The 25,950-nt window shown below is 38.6% G+C and carries 20 protein-coding genes and 2 pseudogenes; 15 read left to right on the forward strand and 7 right to left on the reverse strand.

Features of this window, described 5'->3' with window-relative positions; all coding sequences use genetic code 11:
• Positions 1-26: 26 nt before the first annotated feature.
• The 7 genes and pseudogenes from BLL41_RS14640 (at position 27) to BLL41_RS14670 (ending at position 10,330) form a co-directional block, all read left to right on the forward strand.
• Entirely contained in the window at positions 27-824 is a 798-nt protein-coding gene (locus BLL41_RS14640; protein ID WP_071578407.1) for a dihydrodipicolinate synthase family protein, read from the forward strand.
• 174 nt (positions 825-998) lie between these two features.
• Positions 999-2,204, forward strand: a complete 1,206-nt coding sequence (locus BLL41_RS14645; RefSeq protein ID WP_071578408.1) for a CynX/NimT family MFS transporter — start codon at positions 999-1,001, stop codon at positions 2,202-2,204.
• Between the two features lie 47 nt (positions 2,205-2,251).
• Positions 2,252-3,178 (forward strand): annotated as a pseudogene (locus BLL41_RS14650) (LysR family transcriptional regulator).
• A gap of 23 nt (positions 3,179-3,201) precedes the next feature.
• Positions 3,202-3,834, forward strand: a complete 633-nt coding sequence (locus BLL41_RS14655) for an MOSC domain-containing protein (RefSeq protein ID WP_071578409.1) — start codon at positions 3,202-3,204, stop codon at positions 3,832-3,834.
• A 434-nt stretch (positions 3,835-4,268) separates the two neighbouring features.
• The gene (locus BLL41_RS23340; protein ID WP_371261921.1) at positions 4,269-4,568 is read left to right on the forward strand and encodes a LysE family translocator; all 300 of its coding nucleotides are present in this window, start codon (positions 4,269-4,271) and stop codon (positions 4,566-4,568) included.
• Positions 4,569-5,056: 488 nt separating this feature from the next.
• Positions 5,057-9,751 carry an isopeptide-forming domain-containing fimbrial protein gene (locus tag BLL41_RS14665; protein WP_177230638.1) on the forward strand — a complete coding sequence of 1,565 codons (4,695 nt, stop codon included), beginning with the start codon at positions 5,057-5,059 and terminating at the stop codon, positions 9,749-9,751.
• A 9-nt stretch (positions 9,752-9,760) separates the two neighbouring features.
• Entirely contained in the window at positions 9,761-10,330 is a 570-nt protein-coding gene (locus BLL41_RS14670) for a class D sortase (protein WP_083428040.1), read from the forward strand.
• Positions 10,331-10,731: 401 nt separating this feature from the next.
• On the opposite strand, the gene desA is transcribed toward BLL41_RS14670, so the two are convergent.
• Positions 10,732-11,760 carry a Delta(5) desaturase DesA gene (gene desA / locus BLL41_RS14675; RefSeq protein WP_071578412.1) on the reverse strand — a complete coding sequence of 343 codons (1,029 nt, stop codon included), beginning with the start codon at positions 11,758-11,760 and terminating at the stop codon, positions 10,732-10,734.
• A 738-nt stretch (positions 11,761-12,498) separates the two neighbouring features.
• Between desA and cspC the strand changes: the two genes are divergently transcribed.
• A complete protein-coding gene (cspC, locus tag BLL41_RS14680; protein ID WP_013351108.1) occupies positions 12,499-12,699 on the forward strand; it encodes a cold shock protein CspC in 201 nt (66 codons plus the stop codon).
• A gap of 753 nt (positions 12,700-13,452) precedes the next feature.
• Here cspC and BLL41_RS14685 read toward each other — a convergent pair.
• The 3 genes and pseudogenes from BLL41_RS14685 to BLL41_RS14695 all read right to left on the reverse strand — a co-directional run bounded on the left by BLL41_RS14685 (position 13,453) and on the right by BLL41_RS14695 (position 16,029).
• Positions 13,453-13,914 carry a CarD family transcriptional regulator gene (locus BLL41_RS14685; protein ID WP_071578413.1) on the reverse strand — a complete coding sequence of 154 codons (462 nt, stop codon included), beginning with the start codon at positions 13,912-13,914 and terminating at the stop codon, positions 13,453-13,455.
• 761 nt (positions 13,915-14,675) lie between these two features.
• Positions 14,676-14,908, reverse strand: a pseudogene (locus BLL41_RS14690) (EamA family transporter); the annotation flags it as partial.
• A 239-nt stretch (positions 14,909-15,147) separates the two neighbouring features.
• Entirely contained in the window at positions 15,148-16,029 is an 882-nt protein-coding gene (locus BLL41_RS14695; RefSeq protein WP_071578414.1) for an AraC family transcriptional regulator, read from the reverse strand.
• 113 nt (positions 16,030-16,142) lie between these two features.
• On the opposite strand from BLL41_RS14695, the gene BLL41_RS14700 reads away from it, so the two are divergent.
• Entirely contained in the window at positions 16,143-17,102 is a 960-nt protein-coding gene (locus tag BLL41_RS14700; protein ID WP_071578415.1) for a DMT family transporter, read from the forward strand.
• 149 nt (positions 17,103-17,251) lie between these two features.
• On the opposite strand, the gene BLL41_RS14705 is transcribed toward BLL41_RS14700, so the two are convergent.
• Positions 17,252-18,127, reverse strand: a complete 876-nt coding sequence (locus BLL41_RS14705; protein WP_071578416.1) for an AraC family transcriptional regulator — start codon at positions 18,125-18,127, stop codon at positions 17,252-17,254.
• A gap of 226 nt (positions 18,128-18,353) precedes the next feature.
• Here BLL41_RS14705 and BLL41_RS14710 point away from each other — a divergent pair, with 226 nt between their 5' ends.
• The 5 genes from BLL41_RS14710 (at position 18,354) to BLL41_RS14730 (ending at position 23,332) form a co-directional block, all read left to right on the forward strand.
• Positions 18,354-19,742, forward strand: a complete 1,389-nt coding sequence (locus tag BLL41_RS14710; RefSeq protein WP_071578417.1) for an aminotransferase-like domain-containing protein — start codon at positions 18,354-18,356, stop codon at positions 19,740-19,742.
• Between the two features lie 113 nt (positions 19,743-19,855).
• Complete coding sequence (locus BLL41_RS14715; protein WP_071578418.1) at positions 19,856-21,151, forward strand: MFS transporter; 1,296 nt, start codon at positions 19,856-19,858, stop codon at positions 21,149-21,151.
• Between the two features lie 229 nt (positions 21,152-21,380).
• Positions 21,381-21,752: a hypothetical protein gene (locus BLL41_RS14720; protein WP_071578419.1), complete on the forward strand. Its 372-nt coding sequence runs from the start codon at positions 21,381-21,383 to the stop codon at positions 21,750-21,752.
• 245 nt (positions 21,753-21,997) lie between these two features.
• The gene (locus BLL41_RS14725; protein WP_071578420.1) at positions 21,998-22,591 is read left to right on the forward strand and encodes a YdeI/OmpD-associated family protein; all 594 of its coding nucleotides are present in this window, start codon (positions 21,998-22,000) and stop codon (positions 22,589-22,591) included.
• Between the two features lie 378 nt (positions 22,592-22,969).
• Positions 22,970-23,332, forward strand: a complete 363-nt coding sequence (locus BLL41_RS14730) for a VTT domain-containing protein (protein WP_071578498.1) — start codon at positions 22,970-22,972, stop codon at positions 23,330-23,332.
• Between the two features lie 351 nt (positions 23,333-23,683).
• Here BLL41_RS14730 and BLL41_RS14735 read toward each other — a convergent pair whose 3' ends face one another.
• On the reverse strand, positions 23,684-23,959 hold the full coding sequence (locus BLL41_RS14735) for an HPr family phosphocarrier protein (protein ID WP_071578421.1): 276 nt from the start codon (positions 23,957-23,959) through the stop codon (positions 23,684-23,686).
• 333 nt (positions 23,960-24,292) lie between these two features.
• Between BLL41_RS14735 and BLL41_RS14740 the strand changes: the two genes are divergently transcribed.
• The gene (locus BLL41_RS14740; RefSeq protein ID WP_071578422.1) at positions 24,293-24,838 is read left to right on the forward strand and encodes a TetR/AcrR family transcriptional regulator; all 546 of its coding nucleotides are present in this window, start codon (positions 24,293-24,295) and stop codon (positions 24,836-24,838) included.
• Positions 24,839-25,005: 167 nt separating this feature from the next.
• On the opposite strand, the gene BLL41_RS14745 is transcribed toward BLL41_RS14740, so the two are convergent.
• Positions 25,006-25,869, reverse strand: coding sequence for a DMT family transporter (locus BLL41_RS14745; protein WP_071578423.1), 864 nt, complete (start codon positions 25,867-25,869; stop codon positions 25,006-25,008).
• Between the last annotated feature and the right edge of the window lie 81 nt (positions 25,870-25,950).

The following is a 25,950-nucleotide window of genomic DNA, read 5'->3' on the forward strand; positions in this document are numbered from 1 at the left end:
TCCGAAAAAAACCATGGAGGTATTGTATGAAGAATTTTAATGTTGCTATTCCAACTCCATTTCATAATGATGAGAGTTTATATGTAGAAGGTTTTAATGACATCCTGGACTATTTAAAAGAAAATGGAGTTGATTCTGTTCTTGTATCTGGCACTACTGGTGAACAAAATTCAATGAGCATTGAAGAACGAATCCAGATTATTCATTATTTTAATCAAAAACAATTCAAAAATGTTGAACTTATGTTTGGTGTATCAGCAACAAGAACCAAAGATGCAATAACACTCATTAAGGAGCTTGAAGACTCTGTCTTTGACGCCATTTTGATTCAGTTCCCACCTTATATTCAACCAACTCAAAAACAGGCTATTAGCTATATTAATGAGTTGCTGCAACACACAACTAAACATGTAGTGCTTTACAATAATCCTTTTAGAACAGGGTTTGAGCTAAGTGCTGAATCATTTGAAACGCTTATCAATCAAAAACATTCAAATCTTGTAGGACTTAAAGAAGTGAGCGATGCCAAACGTCATTCAAGTACAAACTTACCGGATGACTTTGTGATGTTTGCTGGTGGTGATGTCAATCTTCCGGAAAAAATACTTAATGGCTGTAATGGGCTGTCCAGTATGGTTGGGAATGTATATCCAAAGGAAATGAAACAACTATTTTATCAATTAATTTTGAATCAACCAGTTGATCTTAGGAAATTAAACGATTTCATTATTGAAGTGACAAGCGGTCAAGCAATAATGAATATAAAGAACCACTATAACTCTTTGGGAATAAAAGTAGGGCCATGTCGTTCTCCGATAAATTGATCATAAGAGTCAAACCAGTGACGATTTCACTGCTCGTAATCTAATTTCAGATGAGACACAAGTGCTGTTGAAACAGTAAACATTCTGAAACTTAATGGTGTCATTGCGTGATACGGAGGGTCAATATTGATCACGGGTAGTTCACAATTAACAAATTACGGAGGGGAATCGCGATTGGATTTAAAGCCTGGGATAGGATGGCTTATCATAGGTATCATCCTAATTGGCGCAAATCTTAGAGCCTCACTAACATCGGTTGGTCCGCTAATAGCTGCAATTCGTGATGACTTGGGGATTTCTAATGCACTGGCAGGAGTCATAACCACAATACCTTTACTTGCTTTTGCATTTTTATCCCCTTTTGCTTCTCATTTAGCTCGGTGTTTTAGTATGGAGTTAACCCTATTGATGTCCTTAGTGGTATTAACAATTGGGATTGGAATACGTTCTTTTGTGGGAAAAGAAACATTATTTATAGGAACGATTTTAATCGGATCATCTATTGCCATTTGCAATGTTTTATTACCCAGTCTTATCAAATATAACTTTATGAAACAAATAGGTTTGATGACAGGACTTTATGCAGTATCTATGAATTTATTTGGAGCTGTTGGCTCTGGTATAAGTATTCCGATTTCGTCGTCTTTGGGTTTGGGATGGTCAGGGGCCCTTGGATGTTGGGGACTTTTATCTCTGCTCACCATTTTTATTTGGCTGCCACAGCTGCAATATCAACAAAAGTCTGTTCAGATTGAAAAAACTGGAGAGGAAGTTAAATCCATAAGCTTATGGCGTTCTAGGCTAGCGTGGAATGTTACATTATTTATGGGGTTTCAATCTTTCATTTTCTACACAGTGATTACATGGATACCTGAAATTCTTGAAGAAAAAGGGTTAAATACTCATGAAGCTGGCTGGACGTTGTCTTTAATGCAACTTGCTATGCTTCCTGTAACATTTCTTGTTTCTATTTTAGCTGGACGTTTAAAAAGCCAGCGGTTATTAGTAGCTGCAGCTGCTTCTCTATTAATTTTTGGGTTTGTTGCTATTATATATGGGGATACACTTCTTATGCCTTTATGGATGATCATAATTGGAATCGGAATTGGATTTGCATTTAGTTTAGCTATGATGTTCTTTAGCCTGCGTACTCAAAATGCGAACGAGGCAGCTGAACTTTCAGGCATGGCTCAATCTTTAGGTTATCTTCTGTCTGCTATAGGGCCTGTTTTATTTGGTTGGTTACATGACGTTACACATAGTTGGACGGCTCCTTTATGTATGTTAGTTTTTACTTCAGTTATTGTTTTGATCTCGGGAATAGGGGCAGCGAAAAACGAATATGTGCCCATCAAGGAATCGAGTTTAAAGTCAATCTAATAGAGACAGACTATAAAGTACTATTCATTTCCTAAAGGAGGCACGAGATGGAATTAAAACAACTTGAATATTTCTATGCAGTATGCCAAGAACTTCATTTTACAAGAGCAGCTGAAAAAGTAGGAATTTCTCAGCCTTCTTTAAGTCAACAAATTAAGCTATTAGAACATGAAATTGGCACTCCTTTATTTGACCGTATTGGTAAAAAACAGCACTTACTGAATCAGGAAAGCTTCTCTTACAGTATACTCGCAAAATTTTTTATGAGGTAGAACAGGCTAAGACCTCAATAGATGAATTAAATGGACTTCAAAGAGGGACAATTTTGGTTGGAACTTTGCTGACAGTCGAGGATTACCTGATCACGCCTACTTTACTGAATTTTCATCAAAAATACCCTGGTGTGAAGGTATCCGTTTTTGGGCTGCGTACTGGAGACATTCACAAACAACTCATAGAAAATAAGTTGGATTTGGGGATTGTATTTTTACCTATGAAAGGCGATGAATTAGAATCAAATTTCTTTATCCACAGAAGAAATGGCTTTCGCAGTGCCTAAAGGTCACCCGTTAGAGAATCAGGATATGTTAGATGTAGAGGTGTTAAAGACAACACCCTCCATTTTACTCCCTCAACAGTATTTTATTAGGAATCTTATAGATGAAGCTTGTAAAGACTTAGGATTCTTTCCTAAGCCGATTTTTGAAATTACAACCATGCAGTCTTTAATCAATATGGTTATTAAAGGGGTAGGAGTAACAATCCTTCCTAAACCTTATTTAGAGTACCTTAATCACCCTCATATAAGAATCATTCCAATTTTAAAACCTAATCTTTCTCGTGAAATTGGAGTTGTTTATAGAAAAGATAAATATTTGAGTGCTGCAACCCATGTTTTTATTAGTGCCCTTAAAGAAACTGTATGTAAGCCAATAATCAGTCGAGAACTTGGGATTGAATACTGGACAATCTAACTCATGGCGATTGGAGGGGTATCATGAATAGACAAATCATTCATTTAGCTGTTGGAAAACCTAAGGAATATGATTGGAATAATCGAAAAGAAATGTCCGCGATAGGTAAGTCTACTGTATCATCTATTGAGCTGAAAAAACCCGGCATTATTGGTGATGATGTTGCAAACCATAAATTTCACGGCGGCGTTGATCGAGCAGTATGTTTATATCCATTTGAGCATTATTCTTATTGGGAACGAATTTTTAACAAAAAAATGACTCCGCCTATTTTTGGAGAAAACATTACTGCAACGGGCATGCTGGAAGAACAGGTTTGTATAGGTGATGTGTATAGAATAGGTGGTACCATCATTCAAGTAACACAAGGAAGAGTGCCATGTGCAACTATATCGAAATACAATGAAGAGAGAGATTTTCTGAAGAAAGTGGTTGAAACATGTCTAACCGGCTATTTTTTTCGGGTGCTACAAGAAGGGACGATTGAGTCTAATTCAGACATAGAGCTTGTTGAAAAGGACTCATGTGAAATATCTGTACTTTCTGCCACGGAAGTTCTTTTTCATCAAAAAGAGGATAAAAAATCAATTGAAAAAATATTGAAAATCGATGCTCTCGCAGAGGACTGGCGGAAAAGGTTTTTAAAACTGTTGTGAGTTTTTAGCATGGAGTTGTTCAAAAAAGTTGGTTCATTGACATTTAATTATTGAAATTTTTCTAGATGAAATGTAAAAGTTTCGGAGTTGAAATATATGTTTGGCATTCATGATCTATTGTGTTTGTATTGTCATCATTTGTTTTTATAGCAGCTCCTGGCATAGACGCTGTGTTTGTATTAAGCAGAAGGGGCAAGTGGTTTTGCTGTATCTGCTGGAATTGCTACCGGCGCTTTTGTTCACACAATACTTGCTACTGTTGGATTATCCATTATCTTATCTAAGTCTTCTGTTTACTGCTATAAAAATGGTAGGTTTACTATATTTGATCTACATTGGAATGAAAACTTCTTAAGAAAAGTGATGGAATAACTTTAAAGGATACAGCTAACGAGACGCTTAAAAAACATTATATCCAGGGGGCTATTACAAATATCGCTAACCCTAAAAACATTCTGTTCTATTTATCGTTTTTGCCTCAGTTTGCATCAACATCAGGGTCGACAGTGTCATTGTCATTTCTTATTTTAGGGAGCATCTTCGAGGTTATAGCCTTAGTGTGGTACATCTTAGTAACGTCTTTTTCAACGATGGCCACAAAAACACTTAAAGACAATAAAAAATTCAATAATATTCTCAATAAAGTATCTGGAACAGTATTTATTGCTCTTGGCTATAAGTTGATGGCTACTCATAAATCATTTTCTGGAAAAGGTATGATTTTACAATATTGAGAGACTCGAACTGCTAAAAAAGATACCAAACCTTTGGTATCTTCTTTTTTTGGTTATTGCATCAGAGTAATCAAATCTCTCTATATTGATGATGTTGAATTAATGGCATGTTCTTCTTATCTCCTGCATTTTAACAAGCACGATTTGGCTCATATGAGAGTTATATGCATAAAACACTTATAATTAGGAATTCATGAAAATTCAAACAAAAAAGTGCTAAATACCCTTTACAAATTACGACAAATACTTGATGTTTTTTGCAATCCAACCTTATTTTATGACAAATATATGAATATTTTGTCACATTGTAAAAGATGTACTTGTTTTATATATTTAAATTGAGAGGAGGTCATATAAAGAACGAATATTCAAATTAGTATGAATTTATCGGGAGGTAGATTCATAAAACAATTAAATAATGGGAGTGGGAGTCTATGAGAAAGGGCTTTGTGCCTAAAGCTTACATACTGAATCTTAGGAAAACCCTAATGATTTTTGCAGTCTTGTTATTGATTGCTGGCAATGTGTTGACTGTTTTGCCAAATCATATTCATGCTGAAGATAATACAGAGGTAACTCAAAGTGCAGATACGACTTGTCCAGCTCCAGTCGCATTGATTAATGGAAGCTTTGAGCAAGGTGCTGCGAGAGGATCTGCAGTCAATGGTTCGGGTATCTATTATTACGAATCCGAGGTTCCTGGCTGGAAGACGACTGATGATGCAGCTGGCTATAAAGTAATTGAAATATGGAACCATGCTCAGAATCTTCCTTCTGGTGCAAAGGATTATCCTGCACCTCCTGATGGAAAGCGGTGGGCAGAATTAAACGCCATGGAAAATGGGATGTTGTACCAAGACGTGAAAACAACGCCCGGACAAACGATTTATTGGCGCTTATCCCATATGGCACGCGCAGCAGGTGTTGACACCATGCAGGTTCGCATCGGGGCAGCGACTCAGAATCCGTACGATACAGTCGTCCAAAAACAAATGTCTGATGGGAGAACAGCTTGGGGAACTCATACAGGCTCTTATACTGTACCAGCAGGACAGACTACAACCCGGTTCGGTTTTGAAGCGGTGAGTTCAGCCAGTGGAAGCATAGGAAACGGTAACTTTTTAGATGATATTTTCCTTGGAACAGAACCATGTGTGACAGCAAATAAGTCAGTCTCTCCACAGGGTGAGGTGCATCCCGGAGATGAATTAACATATGCGGTTCAAGTCAAAAACCAAGGTGGAGACGTTGCTGCGGATGCAAGCTTTTCCGATGCAATTCCAGAGGGAACTGAATACGTTCCGGGATCATTAAAATTAATTAACGGTTCGACAACAAAGAATTTAACTGATGCATCCGATGGTGATGAAGGCAATTTCGATGGAAATAAAGTAAATATTACATTAGGAAATTTACCGAACACGAACGACTTGCCTAATGGGATGACTGTACAGTTTAAAGTGAAAGCCAAAACAGGTTATGCAGGCAAAGAAATTTCTAATAAAGCGCAAATAAACTATAACAGTTTATTAACGAATACAAGTAAAACAACCGAATCAAACGAAGTAACGACTCCGGTTGTTTTTAAAGATCCTGTACTTGAATCAAAGAAAACGTCTGCTATTAAGTCAAAAGCGGATGGCAACCAGGATGCAGACCATCCGGAAGTGGGAGATACGCTCCTTTACACGATACAAACTCGGAACACTGCTGAAGACAGTCAGGTGAAAAACCTTGCTATTTCAGATGTGGTGCCAGTAGGCTTAGACTATGTTCCAGGCTCACTAAAAGTAGACGGTGCCTCTGTCAGTGATGATCAGGATGACGACAAAGGACAATATACTGATGGCAAAGTGTCAGGACAGATTGGTAATGTAACTGATACAGAATGGCATAATGTGACCTTTGAAGTGAAAGTGAAGCCTGGTCAAGCAGGAAAAAATATTATCAATACGGCAAGCATTTCAGGAGATAATATCCAAACACCGGATAAGCCAAATAATGAAGTGAAAGTGTATCCTAGGAACCCTGCTTTAGAATCAAAGAAAACAGCAGCAATTAAGGAAAAAGTGGAAGGAAACAAATATCCTGACCACCCAGAAGTAGGAGACACGCTTCTTTACACAATACAAACACGAAATACGGAAGAAGACAGTGAGGTAAAAGCCCTTACAATCTCAGATGCCATACCAGATGGACTGGAATACGTTTCAGGCACTCTGAAAGTAGACGGTACAGCAGTCAGCGATGCTCAAGACGATGACAAAGGTGATGTGATAGATGGCAAAGTGTCAGGCCAAATTGGCGATGTAACTGATACAGAATGGCATAACGTTACCTTTGAGGTGAAAGTAAAAGCCGGCCAAGCTGGTGAAACGATTAAGAACACGGCTACCGTTACAGGCAGTAACATCGAGACACCAGATAAGCCAAGCAATGATACTGAGATTTATCCAAGAAAGCCGGATGTAGAATCGAAGAAAACCGCAAGCCTTCAGGAAAAAGCGGATGGCAATAAAGATGAGAAACATCCAGAAGTAGGAGATACACTTCTTTATACAATCGAAACGAGAAACACAATTGAGGACAGTCTGCTGAAAGATCTCATCATCTCAGATGAACTTCCGGATGGATTAGAATACGTTTCAGGTTCTTTAAAAGTAGACGGTACAGCAGTCAGCGACGCCCAAGATGATGATAAAGGCGATATGACAGATGGCAAAGTGTCAGGTCAAATTGGTGATGTGACTGATACGGAATGGCATACTGTTACATTTGAGGCGAAAGTAAAAGCCGGCCAAGCTGGCGAAACAATTCAAAATATGGCTAGCATTACTGGCAGTAACATGGAAACTCCGGATAAGCCGAAAAATGAAGTTGATATTTATCCGAGGAATCCTGTTTTAGAGTCAAAGAAAACAGCAAGTATTCAAGTAAAAGCAGATGGCAATAAAGAAGAGAACCAGACACAAGTGGGAGATACCCTTCTTTATACAATCCAGACGAGAAACACGGTTGAGGACAGTCTGGTGAAAAATCTCGTCATCGCAGATGAACTTCCAGAAGGCCTAGAGTATGTTTCTGGAACGCTAAAAGTAGACAATAAAGCCGTCAGTGACGCCCAAGATGATGATAAAGGCGATATGACAGACAGCAAAGTGTCGGGTCAAATTGGTGATGTGACTGATACGGAATGGCATACTGTTACCTTTGAAGTGAAAGTGAAAGCTGGACAAGCTGATCAGAAAATTGTGAATACTGCCAGCGTCACAGGTGACAATATTGATAAACCAGACAAACCAAGCCATGAAGTCAAAGTTTATCCAAGAAATCCAGTGTTAGAGTCAGAAAAGACAGCGAAGAATCTGGATTCCGATAAAGAGAAGTATGAAGCAGGAGATACGGTTGTTTACACGATCAAAACAAGAAATACAGTAGCAGACAGTAAAGTAACTAATCTCGTCATCGCAGATGAACTTCCAGAAGGACTCGAATATGTTTCTGGGACACTCAAAGTAGACAATAAAGCGGTTACAGATGCTAAAGACGACGACAAAGGTGATGTGACAAAAGGCAAAGTATCAGGCCAGTTTGGCGATGTGACCGATACGGAATGGCATACTGTTACATTTGAAGCGAAAATTAAAGCTGGTCAAGCGGGTCAAAATATTGTCAATACGGCTAGCATTAGCGGTGACAATACTGATAAACCGGATAAACCAAGCCAGGAGGTCAAAGTTTCTCCGAAAGATCCAGTTTTGAAGTCGGAAAAGTCAGTAAAAAATCTCGATTCAGGTAAAGAGAAATATGAAGCAGGGGATACAGTTGTTTACACGATCAAAACGAGAAATACAGTAGCAGACAGTAAAGTAACTGATCTCGTTATTTCAGATAAACTTCCAGACGGTCTGAAGTATATTGAAGGCAGTTTGAAAGTAAGCCATGATGGCAAAGGAAGTTTTGTAAACGGCAAGGTATCCGCTGATTTTGGCGATGTCACTGACACTGAATGGCGGACTGTAACATTCCAAGCGAAAATCGAGTCCGGATATGCGGAAAAAACGATTAAAAACGTGGCAACCGTTGATGGCGGCAACATTGATGATCCTGATAAACCGGGAACAGACATCAAAGTTGACCCGAAAGATCCTAAGCTGGAATCAAAGAAAACAGCCTCCATTAAGGAAAAAGCTGATGGAAATAAAGATGCGGACCATCCGGAATCGGGCGACACGCTTCTTTACACAATTCAAACCCGAAACACGATGGAAGACAGCCTTGTCAAAAATCTTGTCATCTCGGATTCTCTTCCGGAAGGATTAGAATATGTTTCCGGAACATTGAAAGTAGATGGTACAGCGGCAAGTGATGATCAAGACGATGATCAGGGGTATTTTGCCGACGGTAAGGTGTTAGGTGAGTTTGGCAATGTGATCGATACGAAATGGCACTCTGTGACGTTCGAAGTGAAAGTGAAGTCTGGTCAAGCAGGAAAAGACATTGTCAACATTGCGAACATCAGCGGCGACAATATCACAACTCCTGACAAACCGAGCCATGAAGTGAAGGTATATCCGCGAATTCCTGTTTTAGAATCTGAAAAAACAGTGAAGAACTTGGATTCAGATAAGGAAAAGTATGAAGCAGGGGATACAGTAGTATACACCATTAAAACCCGAAATACAGTATCCGACGGTAAAGTAGAAAATCTTGTGATTTCAGATAAACTTCCAGACGGATTGAAGTATGTCGAAGGCAGCTTGAAAGCGAGCAACGGTGGGGAAGCAATAATCAAGGACGGCAAGGTTACTGCTAACTTTGGCGATGTCACTGACACTGAGTGGCGGACTGTGACATTCCAAGCGAAAATTGAGTCGGGATATGAAGGCAAAACGATTACAAACGTGGCAACTGTCGAAGGCAGCGGTATTGATAAGCCAGATAAGCCTAAAGCAGAGATGAATGTTGTATCGAAAGGCTCTGAAAAACCAAGCAGCTCTGATCCTTCTGATGAGCCAAGTAAATCAACGCCATTAACACCAGAAAAAACAGGTGAAAAGACAAATGCCGGAAATGAGCTTCCGGATACAGCGACAAATAATTATAATATTCTTCTTGTTGGTTTTGGATTATTGTTAATTGGATGTGTCCTCTGGTATTTTAGAAGGAAAAGAAATGCCTAAATGCAAATCATAAAAAAAGCGTTTCCTTTGTTTATCATAGCTGCCGGACTCATTTTCATAGGCTATGGGGTCTGGAAAGTGGTGGATACCAATCAAAAGACAGCTGAAGCTTTAGAAGAAGCCAAGCTGGCAGCGGGACATCCTGAAACCAAAAAAAGCAAGGAGAAGGACACTTTTAAACCCAATGTCGGGGAAGCTGTCGGTGTTCTTGAGATTCCTAAAATAAACGCAGAGCTTCCGATTGTAGAGGGAACAGACGCAGATGATTTGGAAAAGGGCGTCGGGCACTACAAGGAAAGTTATTATCCAAATGAAAACGGACAAATTGTATTATCGGGACATCGGGATACCGTCTTTCGCCGGACAGGGGAACTAAAAAAAGGTGATCAATTAAAGATTCTGCTGCCATATGGGAGTTTTCAGTATAAGATTGAGAACATGAAAATTGTCGATAAAAATGATACTTCCATTCTTACGCTGCAGCATAAGAAAGAGGAGCTCATTCTAACTACATGTTATCCATTTTCATACATTGGAAATGCTCCAAAGCGATATATCATTTATGGAAAACGCATATGAGAAAATCTAGAAGGCTGACGAATTTTCGTCAGCCTTTTTATAATAAGGAAGAAATTAAAATTCTTAAATCGATATAAATGAAAAATGTAGGCGTTACTGTTTTGGCTCACCATTTTAGAAATGATGGCAAATCAAAAAAAGGAGTGTAATGAAAACAAGCTTTCATAACCAGTGATATGGATTTACTATGTTGAGGTCCTAGTGGGTGAATAACCCGTAGAGGTTCAAGTTCTTTACGCATCCCAATAATACCAAGGGTTTTAATCATCTTTTGGTGTTACTTTTTTGCGGAAAATACGGCAACAAATGTACCGCATTGTGGAGTCCACTAAAAAAGTGCTGACCTCTGCACAACATCGTTGCGTGAGTCTGCACTTTCACCGATTATGGGGGAGTTTATTTTAATCCGTTGTTAGCCGCGCCGATACTTGGCTTTTAGAGGCTTTTTTTAAGTGGCTAAAACCAACAAATTTTTTGCTTTCTTCATCCCATAGGCGGAACTTTAACGACTTAAGACTTGTTGCCAGTGTAATGGTCGGGACGTTTTGCAATGGTTCAGTGTTGTTATGCACTTTTTCAAGCTTATAGTTTGGGACTCTTGGGCTTAAGTGATGAACATGATGGAAACCGATATTGCCTGTTAGCCACTGCATGACTTTTGGAAGCTTATAGAAAGAGCTTCCTTCAACTGCTGCTTTTACATATTCCCAATGCTCATCTTCTTCAAAATAAGAATCCTCAAACGTATGCTGAATATAAAACATCCAAATTCCGAGAGATCCCGATATCATAAAAATCGGCACCTGAACCAGCAGGAAGTTCTGCCAGCCAATAGCCCAACATAAAAGTGCTGCCAAAGCGACGATCCCCAGGTTCGTTACATACGTATTCATCCGTTCTTTGCGTTTTGCCCCTTTTCGATTAAAACGATTGGTAACCCCGAAGACATAAATCGGCCCAATAATAAACATAACAAACGGATTTCTGTACAAACGGTACATTATTTTTGTTTTAATTGAGGCTTCCTTATATTCCTCAACGGTCAGTACCCAAATATCGCCTGTACCGCGTTTGTCCAGGTTGCTGCTTGTCGCATGATGGACAGAATGGTCGTGTGCCCAATGATCAAAAGGATGCAGAGTCAGAATTCCTGTTAATGTTCCAAAGATTCGATTCGCCTTTCTGTTCTTAAAAAAGGAATAGTGGCAACAATCATGAAAGATGATGAAGGTTCTCACTAAAAAGCCTGCCGCAACGACAGAAAACGCTAATGTAAGGAAATAAGAGATCGACAAGCTTTTATATGCCAAACACCATAACAGGAAAAACGGTACCAATGTGTTAATGATTTGACAAATACTTTTGTGTAAATCGGACTTTTCATAAGGTGTAATCAGTTTTCTCAAAGTCCTTAGGTTTTGTTCTTTCATTTTTAAAAGTTTCCCCTTCCCTGGTGATCTTCTAAGTGAGAAAACGTTTTATAGCCTTTGAAGGCCCAACGTCATACACTACTTATATGATAAGTATTCTTCCCATCCAACTGTGAAATTATTGGAAATGATAAACTGACTTCCAGTTCAATTCCATCTTTATTAGCGAGTCAGCCGGAATACAAAAAGTGTATGAAGATTATACCCGGCTCTTTACCGGGCCAAACTCTCTCACTGCTCCCCTATGGGAATCGATGACCGTGAACATTGATTGTTTGAGGAAAAGAGGTTTTTGACAGAGATAATGAAGTAATGGGGGTATCCATGAGTGACTGTTTGGAAATATCTGCAGAAACAAGTTTTACAAGTGAACAGCCCTGCTTTTAAAAGATTATCTTGCACTTGAACAGGAAACAGCTGAGCTTTTTGACAATCATCAATAAAGCACTATTAAGCAAAGAAAAAGGTTTGAAGACACTTGTGATTCATTTTCACGATGTTTTCAAACCATAGTTATTAATAGGCCTCTTATTCTGCACTGGCATCCACATGTTTAACAAATAATGCCATGAATAAAAAGAAAATATTAATTTGCAGTTATTTCCGATTCCTGATATAATAAAGAAGAATTATTTTTGTTCGGTGTAAAGGATAGTATGAAGATTGACTTTTCGTCTTGATGATACTTTGGGCAAGGATAGTATATACTGTGTGGTTACACACTAGGAGGCAACAAAAATGGAACAAGGTACAGTTAAATGGTTTAATGCAGAAAAAGGTTTTGGCTTTATCGAACGCGAAAATGGAGACGATGTATTCGTACACTTTTCTGCAATCCAAAGTGACGGATTCAAATCTTTAGACGAAGGTCAAAAAGTAACGTTTGACGTTGAGCAAGGTGCTCGTGGAGCTCAAGCTGCTAACGTTCAAAAAGCTTAATCTTAAATCGTTTATACAAACAGGCTCTTTATATAGGGCCTGTTTTTTTATGTCTATATAATACTCAATAAAAAACCCTACTCAACGTTCGAGTAGGGAGATGCTACAAGGTAATAGAAAAAGATTTAAAACTTTAAAGGTTTGTTTACAGTATAACATACTGGGTTGACAATATGCGGAATGTATATAAATTAATTACTTTTCTTTTCGAATACAACTACATTTTCTTTTTTCACTAACTGCCCGTAAATGTAAGTACAAGACTTCATAATCTCAAGTCCTACAAATCATTTTCAGATAACCTCGATTAAAAAAGATATTTTCTTTTCCTGTCCAAATGCTTGGTAGCCGTTAGTCGGGACCAATACTATTTTAGCGAGGAAGCAAAAAACCAGTGGATATATAAGAAATTCTTAAAGATAGGGTGGAAATTGATTCTTTTTTCTTCTAGAAATAATCACTTAGAGATACCTAAAACAATGAAAGCCCTACCTCTCTTTCATCCTTACGGCTCCTTGTCCGTGCCAGTGTGAATCAGGATATAAAAACAAGTGACTATTTTATCGAGTTTTTTGATAAAACTTCAATAGTTCGTAGAAGAAATTTAATATAATAAAAATGGATTAGATTGTAGAATAACAAAAGAGGTTAATATTCTCAAAGTAAGTTGAAGAAGTTGAACGTTTTTGAAATGGATTTACTTTTTTATCATGATATTATCGAAAATTCAGGATATTCATGCAATACATAACCTTAGCAGAAACTTTTTATTTGTTTTTCAGTGATTCCTTTAATTACTTCCAGTTCACTAATCAAAAATTCATATGCATTATCCAACATTTTTTTTTCGCTTGAATTAAGTGCTTTTTCTTTCTTCATACGCATTAAATCACGTACAACTTCAGCACCTTCTTGTATTTCACCCGTTTTTATTTTGTCCGTGTTTATTTTATACCTTTGTTTCCATGGCAGTAACCTATCTGATTCTCCATGCTGAAAAATGTGCATAATGTGTTTTAATGCAAGTATATCGGTAACTGGTCGTATATTCGAACTCAATATTTTACGCGTTGGAATCATAACTGTCATATTACTGATTGACATTCTTATGACATAATACTGTTGTTTTTCCTCTAAGAATTCTTTTTCTTCTATGGCTTCAATTATACCTGCTCCGTGCATTGGATAAACAATGTTATCGCCAATTTGAAACATATCATCCACCTCCATATATGGGTAACCTTCTTAAGATTACCATATATGGAGGTGGATTATCAAACTTTTAATGATAACATGGTCGATTTTTTGATGTCAATAACTTTTTTAAAAACAGATTAAGCAAAAACAACATCAAAACAATAGGGAGCGTGTCGGATTCCCAATAAAGGAAAGGTCAAGTGATCCGCGTATATCCTGAAACCTCGACTAATTAACATAGATCAGTTTTTCATTGAAAATGAGTTGTTCAATCTCCCTTAGGAATTCATGACTTGGCTCAATGGCATCACAGAAATGATTTGAGTGGATATAAGCAGGAACGATATTCATGAAATGTCAGCAAAAAATATTTAAAGCACATGTTTAAGTTCTAATTTTTTTACCGATCGTTCTCAAATTTGAAAACAAGCCGGAGTCCAGAATCAGCAGTTATGAAATGTGCATAGATAGCCCTTACAATTATTTCTTATAAAAAAATGTTGGTATGAAATGAGACAGGCGGTTACTCTAACAGACATGCTGCCAGTGACATGTTTGCTAATCGATATAGGCACAAATTTAATCATAAATTTCTAACCATAATTCGTGAAGACATATAGAAATGATGAAAATGGAAGATAGAGAGGGTAATGAAAACAAGCTTTCATAACTAGTGATATGGTTTTAAATGTTGAAGACTTAGTTGGTGAATAACCCGTGAAGGTTCAAGTCTCTCGGCCCTACCAATGATACCAAGGGATGTAGACCTTTTATTAATGGTTGCCAACAATTCCAATAGCAACCATTAATAAAAGGTCGCGTTTATGAATTTTCCAAGATTGTCTCTTTATGAAACCAATGATAAGAAGAGCAAGAATGGCGATTATGTACCTAATCCAAACCAATTCAAAAGGCGGAATCACTGCGACAACAACCTTAACCACAACATACATGCCACCCCAGATACTAGCGGCTAAACTAAATATATAGAACTTAACAAGGTATTTTTCATATTTTCGTTCCCTCCGTATTTAAAATTAGGTCAATAAATGCCCTAACGGATAGAAGTAGTCACTTTACTCCATTAAGGGCGGAGAAGTGCTACTGGAACATCATTTTCAAATAGTGGAGCTAAAAACATGTTGTTATTACCTCGATTTTTAAGTTGTTTCTCATTATACGATGCCGTTTTTAAAACCAAAACCGTAAACACTTTAAGGAGATACCATTAACAGGGATAAACTTTATGAATTAATGCTTCGTATGAATTTTTTTGTATGTTAATGGTGTCATTTTCATCGCTTGTTGAAATTTACTTATAAAATAACTGGTACTGTTAAATCCAACTTGATAAGACACTTCTGTCACATTGGAGTCAGGGTGTTGCAGTAATAATAAGCTTTTTTGAATTCTATAATCCATTACATAACGTAATGGCGACTTATTCAGCATTCGTTTAAAATAACGGCAGCACTCAGAACGGCTTAGTTGGCCAGCTTTTGCAATGTCCTCTAATGTGATTTTTTCAGCATAATGGAGATGAATCCAGTTTAACATTTGTTTCATTCGATGGCTTTTTATCATTTCAGATTGATCGTACTCTAATTGAAAACCATTATTGACCAGGTTTTTCCACATTAACGTTAATTGCATGGTAATGTCGATCTCATAAAGTGATGTCTGTTGTTGAATCAATTGGTTTATTTTTTTAACAGCTTCTAGGATGTTTTTTGCCCACTGTTGATTTCCGTCCAAAAATAAATAGGATAAATTGGTTGAAAACATATAGGGCTGAACATAGCTTGAAAACAGTTCTTGAGATAAAACGAAATGGGGTGACACATTTAAGCAAATATACGTACAATCCGAGCCATCCTTTTCTTCTGCCATGTGCAGGCAGCCACTATTGATAAATAATCCATCCCCTTTTTGAACCACTATTTTTTCTTCGTTTATTTGAAAGACAGCTATCCCTTTTAGGATCAAAACAAATTGAATTTCATCATGCCAATGAAGCGGAATGTAGCCATTTATATTTTGATTGATCCTTGTCTCGTAACAGGCAACTGGCAATTCTACCGTCCGGTGCTCTGTTAATTCTTTTAAATTTTGATCGATCGCAAAATTCTTCATTCGGACATTCTCACCTCAATATATTTATATTTTTTCATTCTATTTGAGTATTTTTTATAAAGGTATGCATTTATCATAACACTATTATTATATTTATTAGTGAGGAGTCATGTATGGATACTTCCAAAAGAGGAATAGGATTGTTCTATGTTATAACAGGGGCGACATGTTGGGGAATTGGGGGTACAGTAGCCAAAAAACTTTTTCAAGAATATCAAATTGATGTCAATTGGCTTGTAACGACACGCTTGCTTACGGCTGGAATGCTACTTTTGATGCTTCAATTGTTCAGAAAGGAACGGTCTCAGGTTATTGGGGTTTGGAAAAACAAAGCGTCAGCTGTTCAGCTTCTAATTTTTGGCTTATTGGGAATGCTTGCTGTGCAGTACACATATATGGCATCCATTCAACATGGGAATGCTGCCGTTGCTACATTATTGCAATATTTATCCCCAGTCATCGTTATTATCTACTCGCTTATGCGAAAACAAACTGTTCTTGCCAAACAAGATATCATTACTGTTGTACTTGCTTTAGCGGGTTGCTTCTTTTTGTTAACAAATGGTTCAACGTCCCAACTTTCAGTGCCGGCAGCTGCAGTAGTATGGGGAGTTTTATCAGGATTTGCGGCAGCTTTTTATACTTTATATGCCGTTGGTTTATTACATAAATTTGATTCTCTTGTTGTAGTGGGTTGGGCAATGGTGATCGGCGGTTTTGCATTGAGCTTTATCCATCCGCCGTGGCAGCTTGATTTTCAGCGTTTACCCATTGAGGCGTATGCATATATCTTATTTGTGATCTTATTTGGAACAATGATTGCGTTTTGGTTCTTTATAAAAAGCTTGGAAAGCCTTTCTCCAAAAGAAACAAGCCTACTAGGCAGTCTAGAGCCTCTATCAGCAGTTGTAACAACTGTCGTTTGGTTAAAAGCGCCATTTGGTTCTTTTCAATGGGTCGGTGCTTTCTGTATTATTGGGATCACTTTAATATTGGCTTTACATAAAGAGCCTTCTATGCAGAGTGAAAAATCGATATTAAAGATTAGGAATCATGCAGATCGGGATATATAAGGGCTTTTTTTGTTTACATGAACGGTCCGGCAATGAAAAATACGTGTGAAGTTTGAGCCCTCTCGGCCGCATCAGGGATACCAAGGGTTTTGCCGCCCTTGGTATGATTTCTTCAAGAACCTTCACTACCTTTTCCCTGATCGAAAACCTTATTCTTTTTTTGCAATTGGTATCCAAATTTCACTTTTAAATGATGGGGATGTTACATCCTTATGCTCATTCCACAGTATTTCCGGGCCTTCTATTTGTTCGTAATTTGACGATGGAAACCATTCGGAATAAATGCGCCCCCATACTTCTTGCAATGTATCCGGAAATGATCCGATGGCTTCGAATACCGCCCATGTTGAGGCAGGAACTTCTAGCTGTGAGAGGTGATTTGGACACTGCTTTGTTGTAGCTGCACCAATATAGTGATCAAGTTCTCCTTTTTCCTCCGTCCGGCCTTCAGAAAAATTTGTGGATGCGCTAATGAGCCCTAATGGTGTTACATTAGAAAGCGCTTTTAGTTCACTTATTGCTTCTTCATCTAAACTTTCCCACATAGCTGCAATTTCCGGATGAATCCCTTTGAAAATAATAGGAACTCTTTTTGTAATCCCAACAATGCGAAATGCCTCTTTTTCTTCAATGCGATAGTTCATTTCACTTCCTCCTTTGATTGATAATTGGAAGGTCATTTTTGGATAAGCTTTAAGGGAATGGCCATTAAGCCTGGCTTTTGATGGGTTTACGCCATGTAAGTTTTGGAATGCCCGTGTAAAAGAATCTGGTGAGTTATAACCGTACTTGATTGCGATATCAATCACTTTTACATGGCTGTCTTTCAGTTCAAAAGCCGCAAGAGTAAGTCGTCTGCGACGAATATATTCCGATAATGAAATACCTGCAAGGAAGGAAAACATCCTTTTAAAATGATATTCAGAGCAGAAAGCAAGCTTTGCTGCTTCTTTAAAATCAATATCATGAGTGAGGTTTTCTTCAATATACTTTAATGCCCTATTCATACTTTTAAGCAAATCCATTTATTTGGCCTCCTTTAACCAAAGAATAACAGGAGTGAAATGTATCTACCCGACATTCTGTGCACAGTTTTTGCAGGATGACTTATATGAAATAAAGTAAGTGATTCACTTGTATTTTACAGGTTTTATTGAAGCATGCTGTTCATAAAAAGGCATCAATAAAAGAAAGTTATAATTGTCTTATAAGCAGCACATTCATATAATTGAGTGAAAAAGGATGCGAATCATGCCTATCAATTCTTTTGAAAACTATCCGATGAGCTGGAAGCCATCGATTGATAAAGCTGAAAAGCCTATTTATAAAGCAATTGCAGGGCAATTGGAACAGGATATTATAAACGGAGTATTATTACCTGGAACAAAACTTCCTCCGCAGCGAGAATTGGCCGATTATTTAGATTTAAATGTGAGTACGATTTCCAAAGCATTTAAAGTGTGCGAGTTAAAGGGGCTGCTGAGTGCGACTGTAGGGAGCGGCACATTTGTATCGTATGATGCGTTATCGAATGCGTATTTACTTGAGGATACAAAGCCGAAACACTTAATTGAAATGGGAGCGACACTTCCAGATCACGCTTCATATGAGCCCTTGTTACTCCAACTGAAAAACATGGTTCAGGAGGAGGATTATGAAAAATGGTTTAGCTACGGCCGGGCAGGCGAAAGCCTTTGGCAAAAAGATGCAGCTGTAAAGCTCATCCAAAGAGGCGGATTTGAAACATCCGTTGATCACATTTTATTTGCAAATGGAGGGCAAAATGCGATTGCTGCGACATTGGCGAGTCTTTGTAAGCCTGGAGATCGCATCGGAGTTGACCATCATACGTACCCTGGTTTAAAAACTGTTGCATCATTGCTTAGTGTGCAAATCGTACCGATAAAATCAGAGAACGATGAAATGAGTCCGGAGTCACTTGAATATGCGTGTAAAAACGAAAATATTAAAGGTTTGTATTTAATCCCGGATTATCATAATCCGACGACTTCCTTTATGTCTGTTGAGAATCGAAGAATGGTTGCAGACATTGCAAAGAAATATAATCTGTTTGTTATTGAAGATGCATCGTACCATCTTCTCAACAAAAATCCGCTTCCGGCACTCGCCTCATTCGCACCGCAACAGGTTATTCATATTGCAAGTTTATCAAAATCGTTAGCGCCAGGCCTGCGTTTGGCTTATGTAGCAGTACCGAGACAATATAAGGAGCCAATATCAAAGGCGCTTTATAATTTAAATATAACCGTTTCCCCGCTATTAGCTGAACTTACTGCTCGCACGATTGTATCAAATCAATTTGAAGTCTTAATTGAGAGTCATCGTGAACAAACCATTCGCAGAAATCAACTCGTAAACCGATATGTTGCGGGATATACATGTTTAGGCGTTGAAACAGGCATTTTTCGTTGGTTGTTGTTACCGGGAAAAATGTCTGGTGCCGAATTTGAAGAGTTGGCTGCGCGACATGGCGTGCAAGTGTATGCGGCTGAACGCTTTGTAGTAGGAAATAGTTGTCCTGAAAGAGCTGTAAGGGTTTCTGTCTGTGCACCGAAAACACTTGAAGAGCTTGAGCAAGGATTAATGATCCTAAGACGTTTGCTAGACGGTCTTACCTAATATTGTTTGCCATACAATTATGATATTGTATGGCTTTTTTGCGCGTGTTATGATGATCCACATCTAGAGGAAGGTTTATACAAATTTAGGCTTTTAGAAAGGAAGGTCACAATATGGCAGACAAGGACAGCGTAAATGCAATAGACGTCCATACAGCTTCGTTACAAAGCTATACCAGTTCTCCAGAAAAACAAAAATCGTTATACAAGCGTACATTATTCGTTGTGAGTATCTCACAAATTTTTGGCGGTGCGGGGCTGGCGGCAGGGGTGACTGTCGGTGCGCTTATTGCACAGCAAATGCTCGGTACTGATGCGTTTGCTGGTTTGCCTGCTGCTTTATTTACTTTAGGATCAGCAGGATCTGCATTCATTGTTGGAAGGCTTTCTCAACGTTACGGCCGTCGTACAGGTCTTTCAGCTGGTTTTATGATTGGCGGACTTGGAGCAATAGGAGTGATGATGGCAGCAATCATAAATAGTATTTTCTTGTTATTTGCTTCATTGCTTATTTACGGTGCAGGAACAGCCACAAATTTACAAGCCCGTTATGCAGGTACAGACTTAGCAAATCATAAGCAGCGAGCCACAGCTGTTAGTATTACAATGGTTTTTACTACATTTGGTGCAGTAGCGGGTCCAAGCTTAGTGAATGTGATGGGTGATTTTGCTCTATCTATTGGTGTTCCTTCACTTGCTGGTCCTTTCATTTTAGCCGCGGCAGCATATATGTTAGCAGGTGCAGTTCTTTTCATCATGCTTCGCCCAGATCCGTTAGTTATAGCAAGAACAATAGAAGCGGCAAATGAAGAGCCTGGTGATAAAGGACATTTGGCGGCTACTGAGCATACAGAAAACAAAAAAGGCATAATCGTTGGAGCAACGGTTATGATTCTTACTCAAATTGTAATGGTAGCTATTATGACAATGACACCGGTTCATATGAGACATCATGGGCATGGCTTGGGTGCAGTCGGTCTTGTTATTGGTTTTCATATAGGTGCTATGTATCTCCCTTCCCTGGTTACAGGTGTCCTTGTTGATAAGCTGGGACGTGCTGCGATGGCGATTGCTTCTGGAACGACGCTTCTTCTGTCAGGTGTAATAGCAGCATTTGCTCCGGGTGATTCTATGGTTCTTCTCGTTATTGCTTTATCTTTACTTGGATTAGGGTGGAATTTTGGTTTGATCAGCGGGACTGCCCTTATTGTAGATTCAACTGATTCCGCCACACGAGCTAAAACGCAGGGGACAGTGGATGTTCTGATTGCCTTGTCAGGAGCAGCTGGCGGAGCATTATCTGGAATGGTTGTGGCAGGTTCAAGTTACCTCGCATTATCACTGACTGGAGGGATTTTGTCCTTATTACTTATTCCGGTGGTAGTATGGTCTAGGGCCGCTAAAGTGTAGGATTGTATAACTTCCATTAATTTGTTATATTGTTAGATAAAGGTTCGTGTGTCGCTTAATATTCTAACTAAATATGAGTTGCTTCTTTAAATCTAGTTAAATAAGCAATTTTGCTAAATACGACTTATAGCTGTGACATGTGAATGCATATCTTTCATTGGGTAACATAAAATGGTAATCGAGGTTGGAAAAAGGCCGGAATACTCGCTTTAGTGAAGGAGTCATAACGTTGTTAAGAAGATTTTCTCTTGTTTTTGTTACATTAATGATGTCCATCGTTGCTGTTATAGTGGCTGCTAAAGGTTCCCCTGGAGATCACGTCATTTCATTTGATCAGCCTATTATCTTATTGATCTCAATTGGGATCGTTGTATTTTTATTTATCCCTCCATTAGCCATGTCCTTTTTCGGCAACTTGGTTGTAAGAATCATATCAGGAGTATACCAATGTTTTATCGTTTTTACTTTTTTGGGGCTCATTCCAATTGGATTTTTTATTCCCAATGGCTTTTTGACAATTATGGTTTCTATTGCAGGCACTTTAGTCAGTATAGCTAGTGTTGCAGTGACCTTATGCATTGGCAAGAATAAGACAAGGTGAGAAGGCTATATGGGCCTTCTCTCTTTTTATGTTATGGACATGAATATAGCTCTTGACATTTTTATGTTGTTGCATCATCTCCACTTTCAGCTTAATCTATTAAATAATAAGAGCAGGAACATATAGAAGAATAAAATAAACACCGCGATGTCAAAAATAACATTGACTGGACTTCACATTTTATGTAAATACACGAGGAACCAATTAGCCTAATTAAAAATACCTGGAAAGAGGGGAATTTCTTCATGACAAATAGCAGAACGAATCCGAAGGTTGATGATTTTTTAAATAAAGCGAAAAAGTGGAAGGAAGAATTTGAGAAGTTGAGAACCATCATTCTTGACTGTGAGCTGACTGAAGATTTTAAGTGGATGCATCCTTGTTACACATACAATAATAAAAATGTCGTTTTAATACATGGGTTTAAAGAATATTGTGCGCTTCTGTTTCACAAAGGAGCCCTATTACAGGATGCCCACGGAATTCTCATTCAACAAACGGAGAATGTACAGGCGGCACGCCAGATTCGGTTTACCAATGTTCAGGAAATAAATGAGATGGAAACCATTTTGAAAGCCTATATTCAAGAAGCCATTGAAGTTGAAAAAGCGGGTTTGAAAGTGGAAGTTAACAACAATATTGAATTGAATATTCCTGAAGAACTTCAAAATAAATTCGATGAAATCCCTGAATTGAAAACTGCTTTTGAAGCATTGACCCCGGGACGGCAAAGAGCATATACTCTTTATTTTTCTCAAGCCAAACAATCCAAAACCCGAGAATCAAGAGTTGAAAAATATGTGCAAAAAATTCTCGATGGAAAGGGATTAAAGGATTAGGAATGATGTATTCGAACTGTGATGATTACTAGTTATTCTCCCCGCCGAAAACAGTGCCTGCATATAGAATGACGAACATGCATCAGGGTTCTGCTAAAGGCCCGCCAAGGCAAGCATCAGGCAAACGCAGCGTAATAGAATAGTTTCTACAGTTATAGAAGAAAAACAAGCATAGTAAGATGCTTGTTTTTTCTTAGGGCATTTATTGTCAACTCGATATGAGTGATTTACAGGAATTTATATTGGCGAATACAAAATATGCAATGCTGCTGTTTATCGCGCTTTGGACCATTAGACTTCTCTTTTTTATTCCAGGTGTGACTCTCATGTTTTTAGGGGGAAGTATGCTTTGATCCGATTGAGAGCGTTATATTGTCGATGGCTGGCATTTTTTTGAGCGAAACCTTGGTTTATGTTTTTTCAAGGAAGTTTTCAAGCGGAAAAATGATGAAGAATTTAGAGCGTAAACATCCAGAGTTGAAAACATTATTGGAGACCTACAATTATAAGTTTTTGGCGTTGGGAATGATTTGTCCGCTAGCTCCAACAGATGTTGTTTGTTTTTTATCAGCAACTGTAGGAATCAAGTATACCACTTACATTTTAACGGTTATTGTTACGAATATCCCTTTAATGATATTTTCCAGCTTCATTGTCATCAAATTTAGTGAGTCATTAATGGGAACTGTATTGGTTGTCGCATCATTAGTTTTGATTTCTATTATATCCGTTAAAATGTAGCACACCCTTAAACATAAGCAGAGCGCTTAGAAATGCCACGGGACTAGCCATTTATAGCTTATAATCTAAGTTCTTTCGGTATCCAATAATACCAAGGGTTAACTGCCCTTGGTACTATTCTCTGCTGCATATATATAAACCCTCCATTCTTGCTTGTAGATCATTTTTTATTTTTCTATTTTAGGTTGAATGATCACTAGAAGAAAAATGAACGCATGACCTGAAAAGCTGTTTTGTCGCAAAATTAATACCAACCCGATGATCAACGATAACAATCCCGCTACTACGATATATTGTGTGTCTGATTTTGAAAACAGACGCTTGAGCAATGTTTTGACAATTGAACATTGATTACTGTATATAATCGTTTTTTATTAAATGCTCTTTCATCTCCTGAATAGCCTTCGCTTCGTCGGCTCCATGAGCGTATATATATATTTCGGTTCCGGGTTTAATTCCTAAATCCATAATGTCCATGATGGATTTTGGTGCTTGTTTGAGGTTGACAGTTTTCCCTTGGTGTTCGAGAAAAATATCAGATGCAAACCGATGAGCCAAACTGACTAATAGGGTAGCTGGTCTCGCAAATCCTGTTTCATTAATGATCGTAAATTGTCTTTTAATCATTCTTCACCTCATTAAAGTCTGCCTCTTGACGGATGTATCGTTGGGTTGCGGGTCAAATTAGAATTTAGAGTACCTTTAGGATAAGCGGTCTAATTCCATCATTTTCTCTGCAATTTGAAATAACGCCTTTTCTTTGTGTTTACAAAATAATTCTCTAGTAATTAAAATGGACAATGACTTCATTCGAGAAAAAGCATGATTCACTAATCAATATTTGTTTATTATTGTAAATAAAAACATGGTGCATACAATGGTTAAATTCAAGCGATTTGTTGATTATTCAACATTCCACTCTCATTTGTTGATTATCTTAAGAAAGTTTGGTGAAAAGCTATGTCCAAAGTGGATAGAAGAATAACCAAAAGCCAAGAGGCTATTAAAAGGGCACTAATTGAGCTGATGACTGAAAAAAGTTTTGATCATATTACGATTAAGGAAATTTCCGAAAGGGCAAATGTAAACCGGGGAACGATCTATCTTCATTACGTAGATAAATTTGATCTATTGGAAAGGATTATGGAAGAGCATATAAACAATATGGGGGATTTTTGTGAGTCGGCAGCTGAAATGGACTGGATTGAATCAACTGTACACTGCATGGAATACCTTGAGCGTAATTATCTATTCTTTTCGACGATGTTAGCCAGTGAAGGCGCTCGATATTTTCGCAGTCAGTTCCTTAAGTTTAATATCGAAGAGTTCAAGAAAGATGTAGATGTAACGAAAGGCAAAAATTACGGCCAAAGTGAAGATGTCATTGTTGAATTTATTGCAAATGCTTACGTAGGGGTAGTGGAATGGTGGTTGAAAAACGAAATGCCTTATCCGCCTCGTGTCATGGCAGAAAAAGTGGGGGATTTGTTAGAGAGGATTTTATAATAGCGGCGGGTAAAAGGGTGTTGCGGGTAAGTTGGTAACTTATTTGTCTAAGGGGATAACCTGTGGGATTCAAGTCGCCTCGACCGCATAAAAAATACCAAGGGTTGCTGGCCCCTGGTATTTTTTATGCCTTCATGAATTATTGAAGTTTACGCTAAAGGTCTGCCTTACTTTGCAAATCGCCGAGCAGCAGCAACGCACATGATAACGGCGATATTTACTGCTACGAGTGTCCAGCCCACTTTCTCGTGCAGAATCACTGAGGCAAGCAGCAGTCCAAAAAAAGGCTGGAGAAGCTGGAGCTGCCCAACCGCCGCAATTCCCCCTTGGGCAAGACCTCGATACCAAAACACGAAGCCGATCAGCATGCTGAATAAGGATACATATGCAAGACTGAGCAGCGCGGGAACGCCGATGCCCGACCAGGAGTCCGGCGTAAAAAAGAACGACAATGGCAGCATAAGAGGAAGCGACAGAACGAGTGCCCATGAGATCACCTGCCAATTCCCAAGACGCCGTGAAAGCTTGGCCCCTTCTGCATAACCAAGACCGCATATAACGATGGAAGCCAGCATGTACACATCGCCAAGCGGAGATGAACCTCCCCCTTGAATCAGGGCGAAACCTGCTACCAGCAAGCTGCCGGCAGCTGAGAAAATCCAGAAGACGGGCCGAGGACGTTCACCCCCGCGCAGTACGCCGAAGACCGCCGTTGCGAGTGGAAGAAGTCCAATGAAGACAATAGCGTGTGCGGATGTGACATGCTGAAGCGCTAAAGCTGTCAGCAACGGGAAACCAATCACTACGCCACATGCTACCATTAATAATGAAATGAGGTCTCTCTTGGCAGGATGCTGCTGCCGGAAGATGAGAAGGAGACCCCCCGCCAGTACACCAGCTATCGCAGCGCGGCAAACGGTGAGAAATAACGGATCGAAGTCTGACACAGCCAAACGGGTCGCAGGCAGCGAGCCGCTGAAAATGAGTACGCCTATAAAACCATTTATCCAGCCATTTGTTGTTTTGTTCATTACAATCACTCCACTATGTTTCTTGTTCATTGTCTGTATTTTCTTAACAAATCCGGTACCTAAGGGGATTACAATGACTAT

The organism is Bacillus sp. FMQ74 (assembly GCF_001875785.1).
GTDB classification, from domain to species: domain Bacteria; phylum Bacillota; class Bacilli; order Bacillales; family Bacillaceae; genus Bacillus; species Bacillus stercoris.